This is a genomic window from Dellaglioa sp. CoH-57-MRSF-16, assembly GCF_056782055.1.
This window is the reverse complement of record NZ_JBXAXZ010000001.1, coordinates 75,450-91,483: the sequence shown is the minus strand read 5'-3', so window position 1 is coordinate 91,483 and position 16,034 is coordinate 75,450. Positions and strand designations below refer to the sequence as shown.

General features: G+C 38.7%; 17 protein-coding genes. 16 read left to right on the top strand and 1 reads right to left on the bottom strand.

All coding sequences use genetic code 11. The features are described from left to right. Positions 1–40 precede the first annotated feature (40 nt). The 14 genes from coaA (at position 41) to AC1RPH_RS00340 (ending at position 12,989) form a co-directional block, all read left to right on the top strand. Positions 41–961, top strand: coding sequence for a type I pantothenate kinase (coaA, locus tag AC1RPH_RS00405; RefSeq protein ID WP_481760911.1), 921 nt, complete (start codon positions 41–43; stop codon positions 959–961). Positions 962–1,094: 133 nt separating this feature from the next. Then, a complete protein-coding gene (gene guaA / locus AC1RPH_RS00400; RefSeq protein WP_481761138.1) occupies positions 1,095–2,636 on the top strand; it encodes a glutamine-hydrolyzing GMP synthase in 1,542 nt (513 codons plus the stop codon). A gap of 297 nt (positions 2,637–2,933) precedes the next feature. Then, the gene (locus tag AC1RPH_RS00395; RefSeq protein WP_481760910.1) at positions 2,934–3,845 is read left to right on the top strand and encodes an abortive infection family protein; all 912 of its coding nucleotides are present in this window, start codon (positions 2,934–2,936) and stop codon (positions 3,843–3,845) included. Between the two features lie 17 nt (positions 3,846–3,862). Continuing rightward, complete coding sequence (locus AC1RPH_RS00390) at positions 3,863–4,825, top strand: adenine-specific methyltransferase EcoRI family protein (protein WP_481760909.1); 963 nt, start codon at positions 3,863–3,865, stop codon at positions 4,823–4,825. Next, complete coding sequence (locus AC1RPH_RS00385) at positions 4,815–5,906, top strand: GmrSD restriction endonuclease domain-containing protein (RefSeq protein WP_003588255.1); 1,092 nt, start codon at positions 4,815–4,817, stop codon at positions 5,904–5,906. Before AC1RPH_RS00390 ends, AC1RPH_RS00385 begins: the two co-directional genes overlap by 11 nt. A 15-nt stretch (positions 5,907–5,921) precedes the next feature. Continuing rightward, positions 5,922–6,704 (top strand): hypothetical protein, encoded by a 783-nt coding sequence (locus tag AC1RPH_RS00380; RefSeq protein ID WP_481760908.1) that lies wholly within the window; start codon positions 5,922–5,924, stop codon positions 6,702–6,704. A 211-nt stretch (positions 6,705–6,915) separates the two neighbouring features. Then, a complete protein-coding gene (locus tag AC1RPH_RS00375) occupies positions 6,916–7,305 on the top strand; it encodes a hypothetical protein (protein WP_481760907.1) in 390 nt (129 codons plus the stop codon). 8 nt (positions 7,306–7,313) lie between these two features. Next, positions 7,314–7,508, top strand: coding sequence for a hypothetical protein (locus AC1RPH_RS00370; protein ID WP_481760906.1), 195 nt, complete (start codon positions 7,314–7,316; stop codon positions 7,506–7,508). Next, positions 7,480–8,955 carry an FtsK/SpoIIIE domain-containing protein gene (locus AC1RPH_RS00365; protein ID WP_481760905.1) on the top strand — a complete coding sequence of 492 codons (1,476 nt, stop codon included), beginning with the start codon at positions 7,480–7,482 and terminating at the stop codon, positions 8,953–8,955. Before AC1RPH_RS00370 ends, AC1RPH_RS00365 begins: the two co-directional genes overlap by 29 nt. A 25-nt stretch (positions 8,956–8,980) precedes the next feature. Beyond that, a complete protein-coding gene (locus AC1RPH_RS00360) occupies positions 8,981–9,853 on the top strand; it encodes a rolling circle replication-associated protein (protein ID WP_481760904.1) in 873 nt (290 codons plus the stop codon). Further along, positions 9,854–10,066, top strand: a complete 213-nt coding sequence (locus tag AC1RPH_RS00355) for a DUF3173 domain-containing protein (protein ID WP_003599276.1) — start codon at positions 9,854–9,856, stop codon at positions 10,064–10,066. After that, the gene (locus AC1RPH_RS00350; protein ID WP_481760903.1) at positions 10,053–11,279 is read left to right on the top strand and encodes a tyrosine-type recombinase/integrase; all 1,227 of its coding nucleotides are present in this window, start codon (positions 10,053–10,055) and stop codon (positions 11,277–11,279) included. The genes AC1RPH_RS00355 and AC1RPH_RS00350 overlap by 14 nt, the downstream gene beginning before the upstream one ends. 210 nt (positions 11,280–11,489) lie before the next feature. Continuing rightward, on the top strand, positions 11,490–11,840 hold the full coding sequence (locus AC1RPH_RS00345) for a YisL family protein (RefSeq protein WP_409021639.1): 351 nt from the start codon (positions 11,490–11,492) through the stop codon (positions 11,838–11,840). A 198-nt stretch (positions 11,841–12,038) separates the two neighbouring features. Continuing rightward, positions 12,039–12,989: a zinc-binding dehydrogenase gene (locus tag AC1RPH_RS00340; protein ID WP_481760902.1), complete on the top strand. Its 951-nt coding sequence runs from the start codon at positions 12,039–12,041 to the stop codon at positions 12,987–12,989. A gap of 134 nt (positions 12,990–13,123) precedes the next feature. On the opposite strand, the gene AC1RPH_RS00335 is transcribed toward AC1RPH_RS00340, so the two are convergent. Beyond that, the gene (locus AC1RPH_RS00335; protein ID WP_481760901.1) at positions 13,124–13,942 is read right to left on the bottom strand and encodes a MerR family transcriptional regulator; all 819 of its coding nucleotides are present in this window, start codon (positions 13,940–13,942) and stop codon (positions 13,124–13,126) included. A 94-nt stretch (positions 13,943–14,036) separates the two neighbouring features. Here AC1RPH_RS00335 and AC1RPH_RS00330 point away from each other — a divergent pair, with 94 nt between their 5' ends. Next, complete coding sequence (locus AC1RPH_RS00330) at positions 14,037–15,356, top strand: replication-associated recombination protein A (protein WP_481760900.1); 1,320 nt, start codon at positions 14,037–14,039, stop codon at positions 15,354–15,356. 159 nt (positions 15,357–15,515) lie between these two features. Beyond that, positions 15,516–15,806, top strand: coding sequence for a hypothetical protein (locus tag AC1RPH_RS00325; RefSeq protein ID WP_481760899.1), 291 nt, complete (start codon positions 15,516–15,518; stop codon positions 15,804–15,806). Positions 15,807–16,034: the final 228 nt, after the last annotated feature.

Below are 16,034 nucleotides of genomic sequence, written 5' to 3'. Positions count from 1 at the left end.
GCGGAAACTGATAGGTCATTTTTATTAGAGGATTGTTAAAATGGATAAACAAATGAATTATTATAAAATTCCAAGGGATGAATGGCGTGGCTTTTATAAAACGAAACAGATTGATTTGTCACAACAAAAATTGAATGAAATTCAATCTGTTAATGATAAGATATCAGTTCAAGATGTGCAGGAAATTTACATGCCATTGGTTCATTTATTAAATATGACATTGTTGGGTAAGCAAGATTTGCAATCAAAAAAAGCAGATTTTCTAGGAATTAAAGATCAAAAATGGCCTTTTGTGATTGGAATTACGGGTAGTGTTGCAGTGGGTAAAAGTACAACGGCACGTTTGTTGCAATTATTACTCACAGCGTTATACCCAACAAAAAAGGTTCAAGCAATTACAACGGATGGCTTTTTATATCCTAATGAAACACTAATTCACCAGAATATCTTGGACCGTAAAGGTTTTCCAGAAAGTTATGACATGGAAAAACTAATTCTATTTTTAAACGACGTGAAAAGTGGTCTGAAAACTGAAGCACCAGTATATTCACATGATAGTTATGATATTGTACCTGGAATGGTACAAACAATTAATCAACCAGATATTTTGATTGTTGAAGGGATTAATGTTTTACAATTACCAAGTAACCAACAATTGTATGTTAGTGATTTCTTTGATTATTCAATTTATGTTGATGCTGATGCTGACTTAATTGAAAAATGGTATTTGGAACGTTTTGGTGTTCTTTTGAACACCTCTTTTCAGAAACCTGGAAATTACTATTATGATTATGCGATTGGTAACCACGATGAAGCATTTAAGTTGGCACGTAATGTCTGGAAAACCGTGAATTTAAAGAACTTACAAGAGTTCATTTTACCAACCAGAAATCGTGCTGATCTTATTTTAGAGAAGACAGATGAGCATCGAATTAATACCGTTTATTTACGCAAATATTAGAAAATAGAGATATTTTCACAGATTTTCATGAAAATTAAATCAAACGATTGACCAAGTGGGTTTCAATCAGTAGAATAGACGTAATAAGAAACTAAAAAATATGAAGAGGTGACTATTTTTGGCCAACGTTAGCATGCAAGATTTCGACAAAATTATCGTTCTTGATTTTGGTAGTCAATATAATCAATTAATTACTCGTCGTGTACGTGAATTCGGAATTTATTCTGAATTGTTATCACACAAGATTAGTGCAGCCGAAATAAAAGAGATTGCCCCTAAAGGTATCATTTTTTCTGGTGGCCCAAATAGTGTTTATGATGAAGATGCACTCAGAGTAGATCCTGAAATCTTTGAATTAGGTATTCCTATCTTAGGTATCTGTTACGGTATGCAACTAATGGCATATACAATGCCAGGTGGTAAAGTTGAAAGTGCAGATAACAAAGAATATGGTAAGGCTGAAATTGAGGTTACTAATCCAGAAGGAACTTTATTCAAAGGATTACCAGCTGAACAAACAGTTTGGATGAGTCATGGTGACTTAGTAACAGAAGTTCCTGATGGTTTTACATCAGTTGCAACTTCTGTTAACTGTCCTATTTCTGCAATGCAAAATCTTGATAAGAAATTCTATGGCCTTCAATTCCATACTGAAGTTCGCAACACTGAATTTGGGGATGACATTTTACGTCGTTTCGCATTTGATGTTTGTGAAGCTGAAAGTAACTGGTCAATGGCTGATTTTATTGATTTACAAATTGCTAAAATCCGCGAAACTGTTGGTGATAAAAAAGTCCTTCTTGGTTTATCAGGTGGGGTTGATTCTTCAGTTGTTGGTGTTTTATTGCACAAAGCAATTGGTAACCAACTAACAAGTATTTTCGTTGATCATGGTTTACTTCGTAAAAATGAAGCTGATCAAGTTATGGAAATGCTTGGCGGTAAATTTGGCTTGAATATCATTAAAGTTGATGCTCAAGAACGTTTCTTAGGTAAATTAGAAGGAATTTCTGATCCTGAAACGAAACGTAAAACAATTGGTAATGAATTCATCCGTGTCTTTGATGATGAAGCTACTAAGTTAAAAGGAATTGACTTCTTGGCTCAAGGAACACTTTACACTGATGTGATTGAATCTGGGACAGATACTGCCCAAACAATTAAATCTCATCATAATGTTGGTGGCCTTCCTGATGATATGCAATTTAGCTTAATCGAACCATTGCGAACATTATTCAAAGATGAAGTTCGTGAACTTGGCGAAAAAATGGGTATGAGTGAAGAATTAGTATGGCGTCAACCATTCCCAGGCCCTGGTCTTGGAATTCGTGTTCTTGGTGAAATTACTGAAGAAAAATTAACAATCGTTAGAGATAGTGATTTAATTTTACGTGAAGAAATTAAAAATGCTGGTCTTGATCGTGAAATCTGGCAATACTTTACTGTCTTACCGGGCATTAGAAGTGTTGGTGTGATGGGCGATGGACGTACTTATGACTACACAGTTGGTATCCGTGGTGTTACTTCAATTGATGGTATGACTGCTGATTTTGCTAGAATCCCTTGGGATGTCTTACAAAAAATCTCAGTCCGTATTGTAAACGAAGTCGCACATGTTAACCGCATCGTGTATGATATTACGAGCAAGCCGCCTTCAACAATCGAATGGGAATAGCGATGTAGGCCAATTTGAGCTAGAAAGAGTGATACAGAGGCATTTTGGATTTGCTCAAGGCAGCTCAAACTCCGCCAACTCCGCCAAAAAAATATGGTGCTCCGCCGAAACTCCGCCTAATTATGGTGGACAATCAATCGAAAACTCATTTAAGACTGCTAGAACTTACTTGGTTCTGGTGGCCTTTTTTAGTCTGGCGGAAAAATGAACTTGCGAGAATACACAGTAGAGTGCTTGGTATTTATGGGCTTAGGATATATAATTAAATAAGTTATTAATACTGTGGGGGGAAAGGCATTGGAGTCAGAAAATTTTGAATTACTGGAAAACACAGATATTACAACTTTCTTGATTGACCGACCGTGGATAACTTACCGAACAAATGCAGATCTTGACGCTCTGGGATCCAGATTTGGTTCTCCAAATCCAGAAGGTTCAAACAGATTACGCCGAATGAGTTCGATAATCAGTGCAACTCATGCAAATGATCGAACGGCTTCTTTATTATCGTTTCTATTTTCACCAGCACAGTTGCGACCGGTGATTAATGAGTATCTTTCTGGAAGTCAGTTTTCGCAACTGAAGGAAATTGATAACTTTATTCTGGAAGGCCTTACTGGTGATGAATCTAAGGACATCCTGATTGTAGCAGACGCAATTAAGCAGCGCGTAATCAGAGAGATAAACGCCATTCTTCTCTACAGCAACTTAAAACTCGTATCTAGTGGTAATTCGTGGGAAATTATCGCAGCAGATGAGAATGTAAAAGTCCTCGTGCCGATCAAGAGGATCAATTCAGGATACATTTCAGAGTTGTTGGCGCAGGGACAAGATGACTTGCAGGATAATGATTTTGACAGCGTAGTTACAAAGGCTAGAACACTTATCGAAGAGGTGTTTCTTCAAATATTGTCCGATAACGACGTAAAGTGTAAGCGTAATGGCGATATTGGTCAATATCGTAATTTGGTGGTTAAAACATTGGGAATGAGACCTTCTCGGGAGTGGAATCCACGTATTACGAAAATGATTAGTCACTTAAATGGAATCACCGATTTAATCGCAGAAATGCGCAATAAAGATGGCGATGCACATGCTAGCAATGAACGAGTAAAAATTCAGGCAGCAGAGGCGGAACTACTACTCAATACGTCTGTTAGTCTGGCTACCTACTATCTCAGAGTCAATGACAGACATGTACAGAGATAAAATAATAAATTGGAGTAATGAACGTGAAAAAGCAAACAAACAGTAACCTTCATGTATCACGTGCTGGAAAAACAGATGAGTTTTATACTAATATTTCAATGATTGAAAACGAGCTACGCCATTATCGTGAGTATTTCAAGGATAAGGTTGTGTTTTGTAATTGTGATGATCCAGCCATCAGTAATTTCTGGAAATACTTTCAGATTAACTTTTACATGTTAGGCCTAAAAAAACTAATATCTACGCACTATGAATCCGACAAACCCAGTTATAAATTGGAAATAATTAGACAAGATGACAAGATTGGACAACTTGCATTTTTACCGGATTACGTTGAAACACCACTAACTGGAGATGGCGATTTTCGAAGTCCGGAAGCAATTCAGTTACTTAAAGAAGCCGATATTGTCGTAACCAATCCCCCTTTCAGTCTATTTACTGATTACATCGCACAGTTAAGAGCTTTTCACAAAACATTCCTAGTGATTGGTAATCTCAACGCAATTACCTATAAAGAGGTACTGCCTTTAATTATGGCCAACGAAATTTGGCTAGGGTACAATTCTGGACACTTTTGGTTTAAGGTACCTGAAAGCTATGAGGCGAAGAAAACGGATTTCAAGATTGATGAAAATGGACAAAAATGGCGGAGAATGGGAAACATTTGCTGGTATACCAACTTAGATACGACACAACGTCACGAAAAGCTGACAATCTTCAAGAACTATTCTCCAGAGATATATCCAAAATATGATAACTATGATGCCATTGAGGTATCCCGTGTTGCGGATATTCCTTGTGACTACTTTGGTGTCATTGGTGTGCCAATTACTTACATGACGCGGTACAATCCAGATCAGTTTGAAATTGTTGATGTAAAAAGTTCAGGGCTTTTGTTGACTAAAAAAGATGGCACCGTTAAATCAATGTACAAGAGAGTGTTAATTCGCAACAAGGGAGGCCAAACGCATGCAAATTGAGAAAAAGGATATTCCAGTAAGCCAAATCGTAAACGGATATGTAGATTCCGATGAAGATGGTGTATATGGATATGACGGAAAATTAAATATTCGTCCGGCCTTTCAGCGTGAATTCGTCTACAAACCTAAGCAACGTGATGAAGTTATTAATACCGTCCGCAAGGGGTTCCCACTGAATGTTATGTATTGGGTTGTTGCAGAAGATGGACACTATGAAATTTTAGATGGACAGCAGCGAACAATCTCAATATGTCAATTTGTACAGGGTGATTACTCCATCAATTTCCAGTACTTTCACACGCTCACACAGGAAGAACAGCAGCAAATATTGGACTATCCTCTGACGGTTTATATTTGTACTGGTACAGATCGAGAAAAATTGGATTGGTTCAAAGTGATCAATACTGTTGGGGAACAGCTTACTGCACAAGAACTTAGAAATGCAATCTATACGGGGCCATGGTTGACAGATGCCAAGAAGTACTTTTCGAAATCACAGTGTCCCGCATATCAGATTGGCGGCGACTATTTAAATGGTTCTGCTATTCGACAAGACTTTTTGGAAACCACACTCAAGTGGATCTCGTCGAAACAGGATATTGAGCTTGAGGAGTACATGGCGCAGCACCAGCACGATGAAACGGCAATCGAACTGTGGCTATACTTTCAAAACGTAATTAATTGGACAACCTCTATTTTTCCTAACTATCGTAAGCTGATGAAGGGGATTGAATGGGGGTTTCTATACGATACTTATCATGAGAATACGTATAATCCGGCTACGCTCGAAGCTAGAGTTAGCGAGCTGATAGAGGACGAGGATGTTACCAAGCAGAAGGGGATATTTGAGTACGTGCTTGGCGGGCCAGAGCGCGTATTATCAATTCGGGCATTTAAGCCTAAGGACAAGCGAGCAGCATACGCAAAACAGAATGGAATCTGTCCGGTATGCGGCAAGCATTTTGAGTACGACGAGATGGAGGGCGATCATATTACTCCTTGGTCTCAAGGTGGGCATACAGTACTCTCCAATTTGCAAATGCTGTGCAAAGACGACAATCGAAAAAAATCCGGAGTATAATGCCAAGGAGCTAATATGGTACGAATAGATATGAGCACTGTAGCCGCGAGGGAAAAAGCATTCGGCGAATATGGAGATACGGTCTGGTTTATCTACAGGGTGTTTTCAGAAAGACTCAAGCGGCGTATGAAGGAGCAGGGCGTATCCAAATATCAAACTGCTGGGTTCAAGAATGCAAAAGAGTATAATGAGGCTCCAAGTTACCAACACGAAGTAAGTTATTCGATGGTTGACTCCATAACCGCACCTATTCCCCGATTGGATACGCGTCAGAATCCTTATCTAGTGCCTTCTTCCAAGTACTATCTACGATTTGTAGATACCTTGAATTTTAAGGATGTGTATGAGTGCATTTGGGGGTCTAATTATGAAATTAGAAACTATCTGCCTAATGTATTTGAGTCAGTGTGTAATGAAGCGCAATTCCAAAATAACCGACTAGGTAGCCTTATTAATGATATAAAGCAGACACAGCCTCTTAGGATTCCGAACAATACGATTCAACAAATATATGAAGGAATAAAAAGCGACTTGCTGAATGAGTGGGACAAATTCACAAGAGTTCGGAATCAAGAAACGAAAATAGCGACAGTAATTGACTTCGAAAGTAGTGCTGATAACGAAAGCATTGCCGCAGGAATCCCACTAATAGATAAGATTGATTCTGGCGGTGTCTCGAGAGAAGGGTTAGGTGAGGTTCTCGAACTTAAGCAACTTGGTGAACCATTAAAAAGATTTGTTGATTATCGGGTAACACCGCTGATAATGAATCGGTTTCTCCAACAAATATCAAAATAGTCACTTAGGGCGAAGTTTTAAAAACTTCGCCTTTTTTGATACACATCTTTTCCGATACGTCAATACCCGGTTTTTCGGGTGTCAAGACATTGGCGAAGCCTGATATATATATTGGGCGTAATTGAAGATAAGATGTAGTCAATCAAAGGCCTTTGATAAAAGTTAGTCTATTAAAACTGTGTTGGATGTTTATCCAGAAAAGGAGAAATGCATGAAACTAGCCAAGGTCAAACTTTCAGAAGTTGAAATTAGCAACGTTGAGAAGCCAAAAGCAGCTCGCGTGGTATCGGTATCAAAAAGTCCGCGCTACGCAGATAACGGTGATCCAATCAACGGATCGGTCGCAAAGGTAGTATGCCACATAGTAGATGCTGAACTTGCCAAAACATTGGAGAAATCTGGCGACGGGGTAGAGGACTTAAAGACGTATGCACTGGAACTTGTTGGGGATGAGAAGGATCTGCTGGAAATTTCTGAGGCAGAACTTTTGGGCACAGAGATTGAATTGAAAGACGCCAAGGTAATGCTTAAGTGGAGCGCGGGGCGTACTAGTGGCTGGCGTGACGTGAAGCTTGTTATGAATATTAGCGATGGGAAGTAGGCGTAGGTATGAGTGAAAAAAAGAAGCTATCTGTTTGGGCGTACTTGAATGAAGCTCAATATTGTCTCACGAACCGTGACGCATTCGATGTTAAAAGAATTGAGTCTTTGATTGCAGCTGCGTACAGAATTTTTACCGGCCAGCAAGTAGGAGACTTTGAAGAGGAGTTCTTGAATGATAAAAAACGCAAGGGAAACAATTAGCAGATTTTTGCCAGTCTCTACGCATACTGCGAAGCTGAGCATCTATGAATCCATTGATGAGGTTGATCAACGCAAGCAGGTACGGTCAAGATTATTGTTTAAGGTCTGGGCATGTGTTACAGTGCTAATCATTCTCTGGAGCTGCGCTAAGTGGACGTGGGCTAAAATAATTGGCCAAAAATCGGAATTAGATCTATGGCCAATTATCCTGATGCTTGGACTACTTGGAGTAGTTGTGTCTCTTGCTGGGGCTTGGAGATATCTCCACAGTAGATATTCGCCAGTTGAACGTTGGAAGATGGAACGTTTGCTTTGGCAATTTTCGGAAAACGTTAATTTGATTAAGCAAGGCGTGACTGGCCATGTCGCATACGTAAGATGGGGATATGTGGTCTCGAATGATGAAGTTAAGATCACGCTACTAACGGGTGGCCGTGTCAGCTCGGATTTCGAAGCGGATATTGGACGCCGCCTGGTTGCATTCCTCACCAAGGAGACGACAGCTTACTGGGAAATTCGTGATAAGAAGTCTGGAAACGGCATTATCGAAATTAACCTAACTCACAATAAGGATGAGCGAATTACAATCAACCGTTTGGACGCGTTGCAGACAAGCGAAAAGATCAATATTCAATTGACTGGCAGAATGTCGCTAACATCTAAACAGCCGATGGGGTTGATAGTCGGTCCAACAGGAACGGGGAAAACTAGTTTGCTAAAGGGCCTGATTATATCCTTCTTGGTAAATAATCCCGATAATGTCGTGTATACGATCGATGGTAAGGCAGCGTTCTTGGGTCAGTCGATGAAGCGTATTGGTAAGGTTGCCATGAATACGGAAGAGGCAATTCAGCTCGTTGACGAATTGTGCAAAATCATGGATCAGCGATACAAGGAGCTAAATGCAGATCCCGATGATGAGCGGGATATTACGCATTGCGAAAAATTTCATCAGGGTACGATTCTCCTTGTTGTCGATGAGCTACTGTCGCTGGTTGCAAACATGAAGGCTGAGGATCAGCAGAGGAAAACAGCCGACAAACTATATCCCCAATTCAACGCCAAACTGTTGTCCTTGATTACAAAGGGACGGCAGAGTTCTATCTCGGTTATTGTAGCGGGGCAAATGATGCCTGCGTCTGCGCTCCCAACAGAGGCCAGGAGTTCGCTAGGGATGCGGATCAGCTTAGGTAGAACGTCGCCTCAGCAAGCTCAGGAGGTGTTTGGAGAGAGTCACCATGATTTACCGTTAATTGATGCAAAAGAATTTGGTGGTGTCATTTGGCTGGATGGTTTGAATTGGGATGGGCCAAAAGCATTTTTACCGCCAAAATATGATGAAGATAAACTGCCGTTTAAAGCAACACTTACAATGCTTGCTGGTAGGCGTGGCGGTGGCGGAACGCCACAAGCTGCGACTGCCAGCGAGGACTTGCCTGTTACTTGACATACAGGCAAGATAAGCTGAAAAAATGAGCAAGAATAGCGGTGAGTATGAGTACAACGCCAAAGTTATTACATTTGAAGATCATATCGAAATTGTGAAATATGGCGTGCCAAGGGTTCACAAATCTCCAAAATTATTGAAAAATCCAGAGTCGAATATGCCTATAAATGTGTCATATAGTGATGAAACCCAACTCGTGCAGCAGGCATTTAGGATTAAGAGAAAGGTGAAATACTATCTAGAGGCAAATTCGTTCAATTTGTTTTGGACGCTTACGTTTGATGACTCGAAGGTGAATGCAAAGAACTATGAGTATGCACGAAGGCGGCTGCGTGCTTGGTTGAAGTATCAGCGCGAAAAGTTCGGTAGGTTTGACTACCTATTTATTCCTGAACTTCATCCTTCATCGGGTAGAATTCATTTTCATGGCGTTACTGGCGGACTTGCCCCACCTTTAACGCCTGCACGTTACCCCAAGAGTCAGCGGCTAATTAAGAAAAAGGGATTGCAGATATACAATGCAGATAGCTGGGAAAAGGGTTTTAGTACGGTAAGCCATATTGCCGACAAGCGTAAGGCAGCTAACTATATTACCAAATATATAACTAAAGAACTTCTACAAATACCGCACGCATATCATCAACCACGGTACTTTGTGAGCCATGGACTAAAGCAGCCGACTGTGGATTACTGGGATCTAGATGAAAGTTATTTCGCAATTTTTAGACCGAATTTTGTTGTTGGGCACTTGGACAGCCCAGATAGTGCGCTGGAAACAGATGTAGCAATTTACCAGATTGATATTACGAGCGATGGCAAGTTAGCGCAGGACAACGATATAAAGACCGTCTGGAAACTAAAAAATACGGTCGATTTTGGGAATGGAGGAGGCCCTTGAATGGAAAACAACACGGTTACGAAGAAAGACCTGATATCGCTTGGTTATCGTGAGAATACTGCTGCTGAATTAATTAGACAAGCAAAGCGGAGCATGGTACAACAAGGATATGAGTTTTATACCAATCGGCGCCTAGGTCGGGTACCGGTTGCAGCGGTTGAGGCAATTATTGGAGCATCCATTCGAAAGGATGCAGACGATGCCAAAGACTAAGTTCGCTGGTGTATACAGTGGCCAAAATGGCCGCTACTACTATGATATACAGTTGGGGGTGGATGAAAGTACCGGAAAAAGAATCCGGAAAAAGAGTCAAAAAGACGCGGATGGCCAGTTGTTCAAGTCAGCGACTGCTGCGCACAGGGAAGTTGTACGACTGAAAGCAGAATTTGATCGCGAGAGCGGCCATACCGTCTATGCGTTAACCTATGGCGTGTACATGCGAAAATCGTATATTCCTGCATACCAAGCTAGCGTACAAAAAGAAACGTTTGAAACGCGTAAGACTTCATTAAACGTCTTCGTACAAAAATTTGGAGATATAGAATTACGAAAGCTAGATGTTAGGCAGGTTCAGGGCTTTAGGAACTGGCTGCTTACAGATGCTGGTTACTCACAGAGCTATGCAAGTTTGGTCTTTGGTATGTTTCGTAAATCGCTGGATTTTGCGGTTGAGATGAATTACTTACCTAGTAATGTGTCAAAGCGTGTTAAGGCGATACCTAAGGGACGTGCTACGGTGCCGTATTGGACTAAGAGTGAGTTTCAAGCTGTACTAAACCAGATTTGTACTAGCGACTACTACGAACACCTGAACTTTGTCATGCTGTATGTTTACTTTATGACGGGTGTTCGTGTTAATGAGGGGATGGCGCTACAATGGGCGGACGTGGACTTCACGCATGCACAATTACGCGTTACTCACATGCTGGTAATCAAGACCAAACAAAATTGGGAACGGCATGACTACACTAAAACTGATAGCGGTTTGAGAACTATCTCCATAGATCGGGATACTTTGAAGGTGCTCCGTGTTTGGAAAAAACGTCAAACTCAGAATGGTTTTGGTAAGCAGGATGATTTTGTCTTTAGCTATGACGGAAGCCCGATGCTGAAATCAACGCTCATGCGGATAATCCATCGGTACGCCAAGTTGGCCAATGTTCACCCGATACAAGGGAAAGGACTTCGGCATAGTCATGCTAGTTACTTGATTAATGAGTTCAATGTATCAGTGCTTGTTCTGTCTAAACGGCTGGGGCACTCATCCCCGGAAATTACGTTAAGGCACTATGCGCACATGTATGTTGGTGCAGATAAGGAACTAGCACAGATGATGTCAGGTCATATAACCTATGCAGCACCAAAGGAATCTAAGGTGAAGTTTAATGGTAATCAGACTGTTGCTCCGCCGCAGCTCCGCCAATGAATAATAAACTGGCATAAATGCCGTTGTAACAACGATTGTAATCGACCGTTATAATTGAATGGGAATAAGCTTAAAAATGATAATCCTTTAGTATAAGGATTATTTTTTTTGCATGAAAGTAATCACAATCGTTTAAATAATTTTGAATCCTTGATTTAATGATGGATAATGATAAGCTAACAGTAAGATTGATATAAAAGGAGATTAACTATGATTTGGTTATGGATACATTTGATTACTTGGGTTGTGATAGCGGTTCTAGTGGCGCTCACAATTTTTACAAATACTAATACAAAAATTTATCAAATGATTACGAGACTGGGATATTTGATTTCAATTGCTAGTGGTATTATGTTGCTAGGGTACGCATGGCAAGGAAATCCAATTTTAACGGCCATTAAATTAGTTGTTGCCTTAATATTTATTGGACTAACTGAAATGACCTTTGCACGAAAAAATAAAAAGCAATTAAATAAAAGTATCATCTACGCGGTAGGCATCTGTTGCCTATGTGTGGGTGTTTTAGGATTAATGCTCGCAGGTGGAAGACCTTTTATTTAGACAATAAAATACTACATAATATTTAGGCGAAAATCTAAGTATTATGCGGTGTTTTTATTTTAAACAATTTAAATAAAATGCATTTAATCGATATAATTCTATTTGCTGAGCACTCTAACTTGACTGTGACGTAACAAGATAGTATATATTTATGTATATTGTAAATGTATAAAAAATACTTAATGGGGGTTAATTATTATGAAATCAGTTGTTGTAAAAAAATCAGGTGGCCCAGAAGTACTGGAAATTGTCGAACGCTCAATTCCAAATCCAACTCAAAATAAAACAGTTATAAAGATTCATGCTTTTCCAGTACACCGTTATGAGGTGCTAACTAGAGAAGGTGGATCACCTTCAGTTAAATTTCCGAGAGTAATAGGTGTTGAAGCTGTTGGTGAGGTCTATGAGCCTTCACAGGAAAGTAACTTAGAAAAAGGACAAAAGGTCGTAATTTTTATGGGTGGCCTTGGGCGTGAATTTGATGGTAGTTATCAAGAATATGCTTTAGTTCCTGATAATATCATTTATCCTGTAACATTCAATGGAACTTGGATAGAGTTAGCCAGTTATCCTGAAACTTTCTATACTGCTTTTGGGGCTTTAAAAGCAACACGATTTAAGGAAGGTCAATCTTTATTAATTCGTGGTGGAACTACTGGAGTTGGAATGGCTGCGTTATTGTTAGGAAAGGGATTTGGACTTTCTGTATCTAGTACAACAAGGCAAAACAACCGTAAAGAGTTGCTATATACTTTAGGAGCTAATGAAGTCATATTAGATCAAGATAATCATATTGAAACAAGTAACAAATTTGATGTGATAATTGACGTGGTAGGTACTACAACTGTAGAGGATTCCTTAGCACATCTTAAAACAGGAGGGTTTTACACGTTAGTTGGTCAATTGAGTGGGGAATGGTTATGGAAAGACTTTGACCCGTTCATCAACTTGGCGAATAAGTACGCGACAGTTTTTGATTCATCTAATGTTGATAGTTCTATGGTTAATGAGTTGTTTAATATTATTAATGAAAAACAGTTTCACTTTCCGATTTCTAAAGTTTTTAAACTAGATGATATTCAAGACGCTCATCGCTATTTGATGGAAAAAGACCGTCCAATCGGACAGGTTATTGTTACTAACGACTAGAGTGTCAGATTGAATTATTTAACTAATCTAAAAAAGTAGTTTCTAAGTTTCCAATATTTGGGTTCACTTCACATCTTTAGGTAACTTGTCTTCGGTATTAAACCGGAGGAAGGTTGCCTAATTTTTTTTCTTGTCTATTCAATCTTTTCATTCAAAATGGCAAACTCAAGCCAGCCGTATTTTGAGGAACCAGTTTTAATAAGGGTGTCGCCAGAATTAAGCTGCCATAAATAGTCTGCGGTTTTTAACTTATTTTTTTGACAGAATGATTTTAGTTTAGTTAATCCTTGATGGATACCAGCTTCATTGTTTTCCACTAAAATACATGCGTAATTACCTGCATGTTTTTCCATGATTGGGATAAAAACGTCATGATCATCTGTAAGTTTTTCTTTGATAACTCTAAAAGACGCTTCAGCGTAACCGATTGGATTATCAACAGCCAATGTTGTAAAAAATCCAGATTGTGTTGTATCCATAACAGCTAATGCGTCTAATTGTTTATAGAATTCTGAAAATAATTGAGCGACTTCTTCCTCAGTACAACCTACGGATTGACGAGAACACCAAAAAATTGTTTTCATTCGGTTTTCTATCTTGGGCTGATATAGGGTAGTGTCCTTAGTAACAGATTGTTCTTCAATTTTTTTGTTGATAACATTTTTAATTTTAACTAATTCGTCAATCTTTTTATCAATTTTACCTTGAGCATTCAGTAATTGAGGTGTTGGTACGCCTTTTGAATGGATTTTAATTTCCTTGATATCAGCTACTGAAATATCTAAACTACGTAAACCAAGTATAAATAGCAAATCGTATAATTGGTCATAATCATAATAACGATAACCAGATTCGTTTTTTTGGGCAGGTTTAAAAATATTTTCTTGGTCATAAAAGATTAATGTACGGCGAGTTGTGTTAGCTAATTTGGCCATCTCACTTATTTTTAACATATAAGGCTCCTTTATTGTCTGTAACGTAACGGTACAGTGTATGATTAAGTATAACATGAAAAAATTCAGACTTAAAAGAAAGGTGGTTTGATCAATGAAACAGGAATCTCTTTTCTCTAATCAACCTCAAAATTCACCATTAGCCAGTCGAGTTCGACCACGAAAATTAGAAGAATTTGTTGGTCAACAGAATCTACTTGGCCCTAACAAAATATTACGAGAAATTATTGAAAGTGATCAAGTTCCTTCAATGATTTTTTGGGGTCCACCTGGTGTTGGTAAAACAACTTTAGCCGAAATTATAGCAAGTAAAACTGAATCTAATTTTTTAAGCTTTAGTGCAGTTGATAGTAGTATTAGTAAGATAAAAAAAATTATGAAACAAGCGGAGTTAGATTGTGAAATTGGTCAAAAAACCATTGTTTTCGTCGATGAAATACATCGCTTTAATAAAGCACAACAAGATGCATTTTTGCCTTATGTTGAAAGAGGTAGTATTACTTTAATCGGTGCTACAACTGAAAATCCGTCTTTTGAAGTGAATTCAGCGTTATTATCCCGGTGTAAAGTATTTGTACTGCATGCGCTTAAACAGGCAGATATTGTTGTATTAATCGAAAACGCGCTCAGCAACCCGGACGGATTTGAAGAACAAACAATCCACATTAGTTCTGATGAAATTCAAGCGATTGCTAATTTTGCAGATGGTGATGCCAGAATGGCATTAAATACCTTGGAAATGGCAGTTCTGAATGGTGAAAAAGCTGATAATATCGTTACGGTGACGATGGATAATTTAAGCCAATTGATTAATAAAAGATTTGTCCGTTATGATAAAAATGGGGAAGAACACTATAATATAATTTCAGCTTTGCACAAATCGATGCGTAATAGTGATGTCGATGCTGCTATTTATTGGCTGTCCCGAATGCTAGAAGGCGGAGAAGACCCGATATATATAGCACGGCGACTTGTTCGATTTGCAAGTGAAGATATCGGGTTAGCAGATACGAATGCACTCAATGTGACAATTAATGTTTTTCAGGCATGCCAATTCATTGGTATGCCTGAATGTGATGTTCACTTAGTGGAAGCAGTAACCTACTTGTCTCTGGCACCTAAATCAAATGCCGTTTATAAGGCAAGATTAGCTGCAGCTAAAGATGTTAAAACCACGGCCAATGATCCCGTACCATTACAAATACGTAATGCGCCTACCAAATTAATGAAAGATCTAGGGTACGGTAAAGGGTACGAATTAGCTCATTATGCCAAAGATAAGTTAACGACTATGAGTACCATGCCACCTTCCGTAGCAGGACATCGATATTATAAACCAACCAGCGAAGGTAAGGAACGACGTTTTAAAGAGCGTTTAGCCCAAATAAAAGCATGGCACCAAATAAATGGATAGAATAAATAGAAAGTATTTTTGAGATGAGAATACTTCAGACGTAGACAAAGTACTGAGTAATCAGTACTTTGTTTTTTTATATAGGTTGAATGTATTACTTAAGCGTCTTACAACGAAAGTGGATACGAGAAAAACGATTAGTAAAGAGGAGGCATACTAATGGCTAACAATGGGATACCTAGCATAAACGAAGTCGGCATGTTACCAAATTTATTTTTAGTGATTAAATTTCAAGATGGCGTGACTAAGTATGTACGGAGTGAGATAAATAAAAGTGAGATGGAAAGTTTCAAATCGGGAGCAAAGAATAAACTTGGATTTTTAAAATTGACGCCAAAAAATTATTGGATTGGGAATGACATTGTCATTAAAGTGGATAATCATTTTAAAGTGAACGATAAGATCTATGATGGTAATGATATTTATAGGAACGGCAAAGATTCTTATTAATTAAGAGATTCTTTTAAAATATAATCGTTTATTAATTGTATCTACAAAATTAATAAAGGGCCATCTAGATAGTTGCTTCTCTAAAAGTGCTTATCCAGATGGTTCTTTTATTTAGCTATTCATATAGTTCAGATAAATTGGAAAAAGGTGCTATAATAAAATGTCTTTAGTAGTATTTAAACGATTTGTAGAGTAATCTAACTCATTAATTTTAAAAAAACGAGGGAA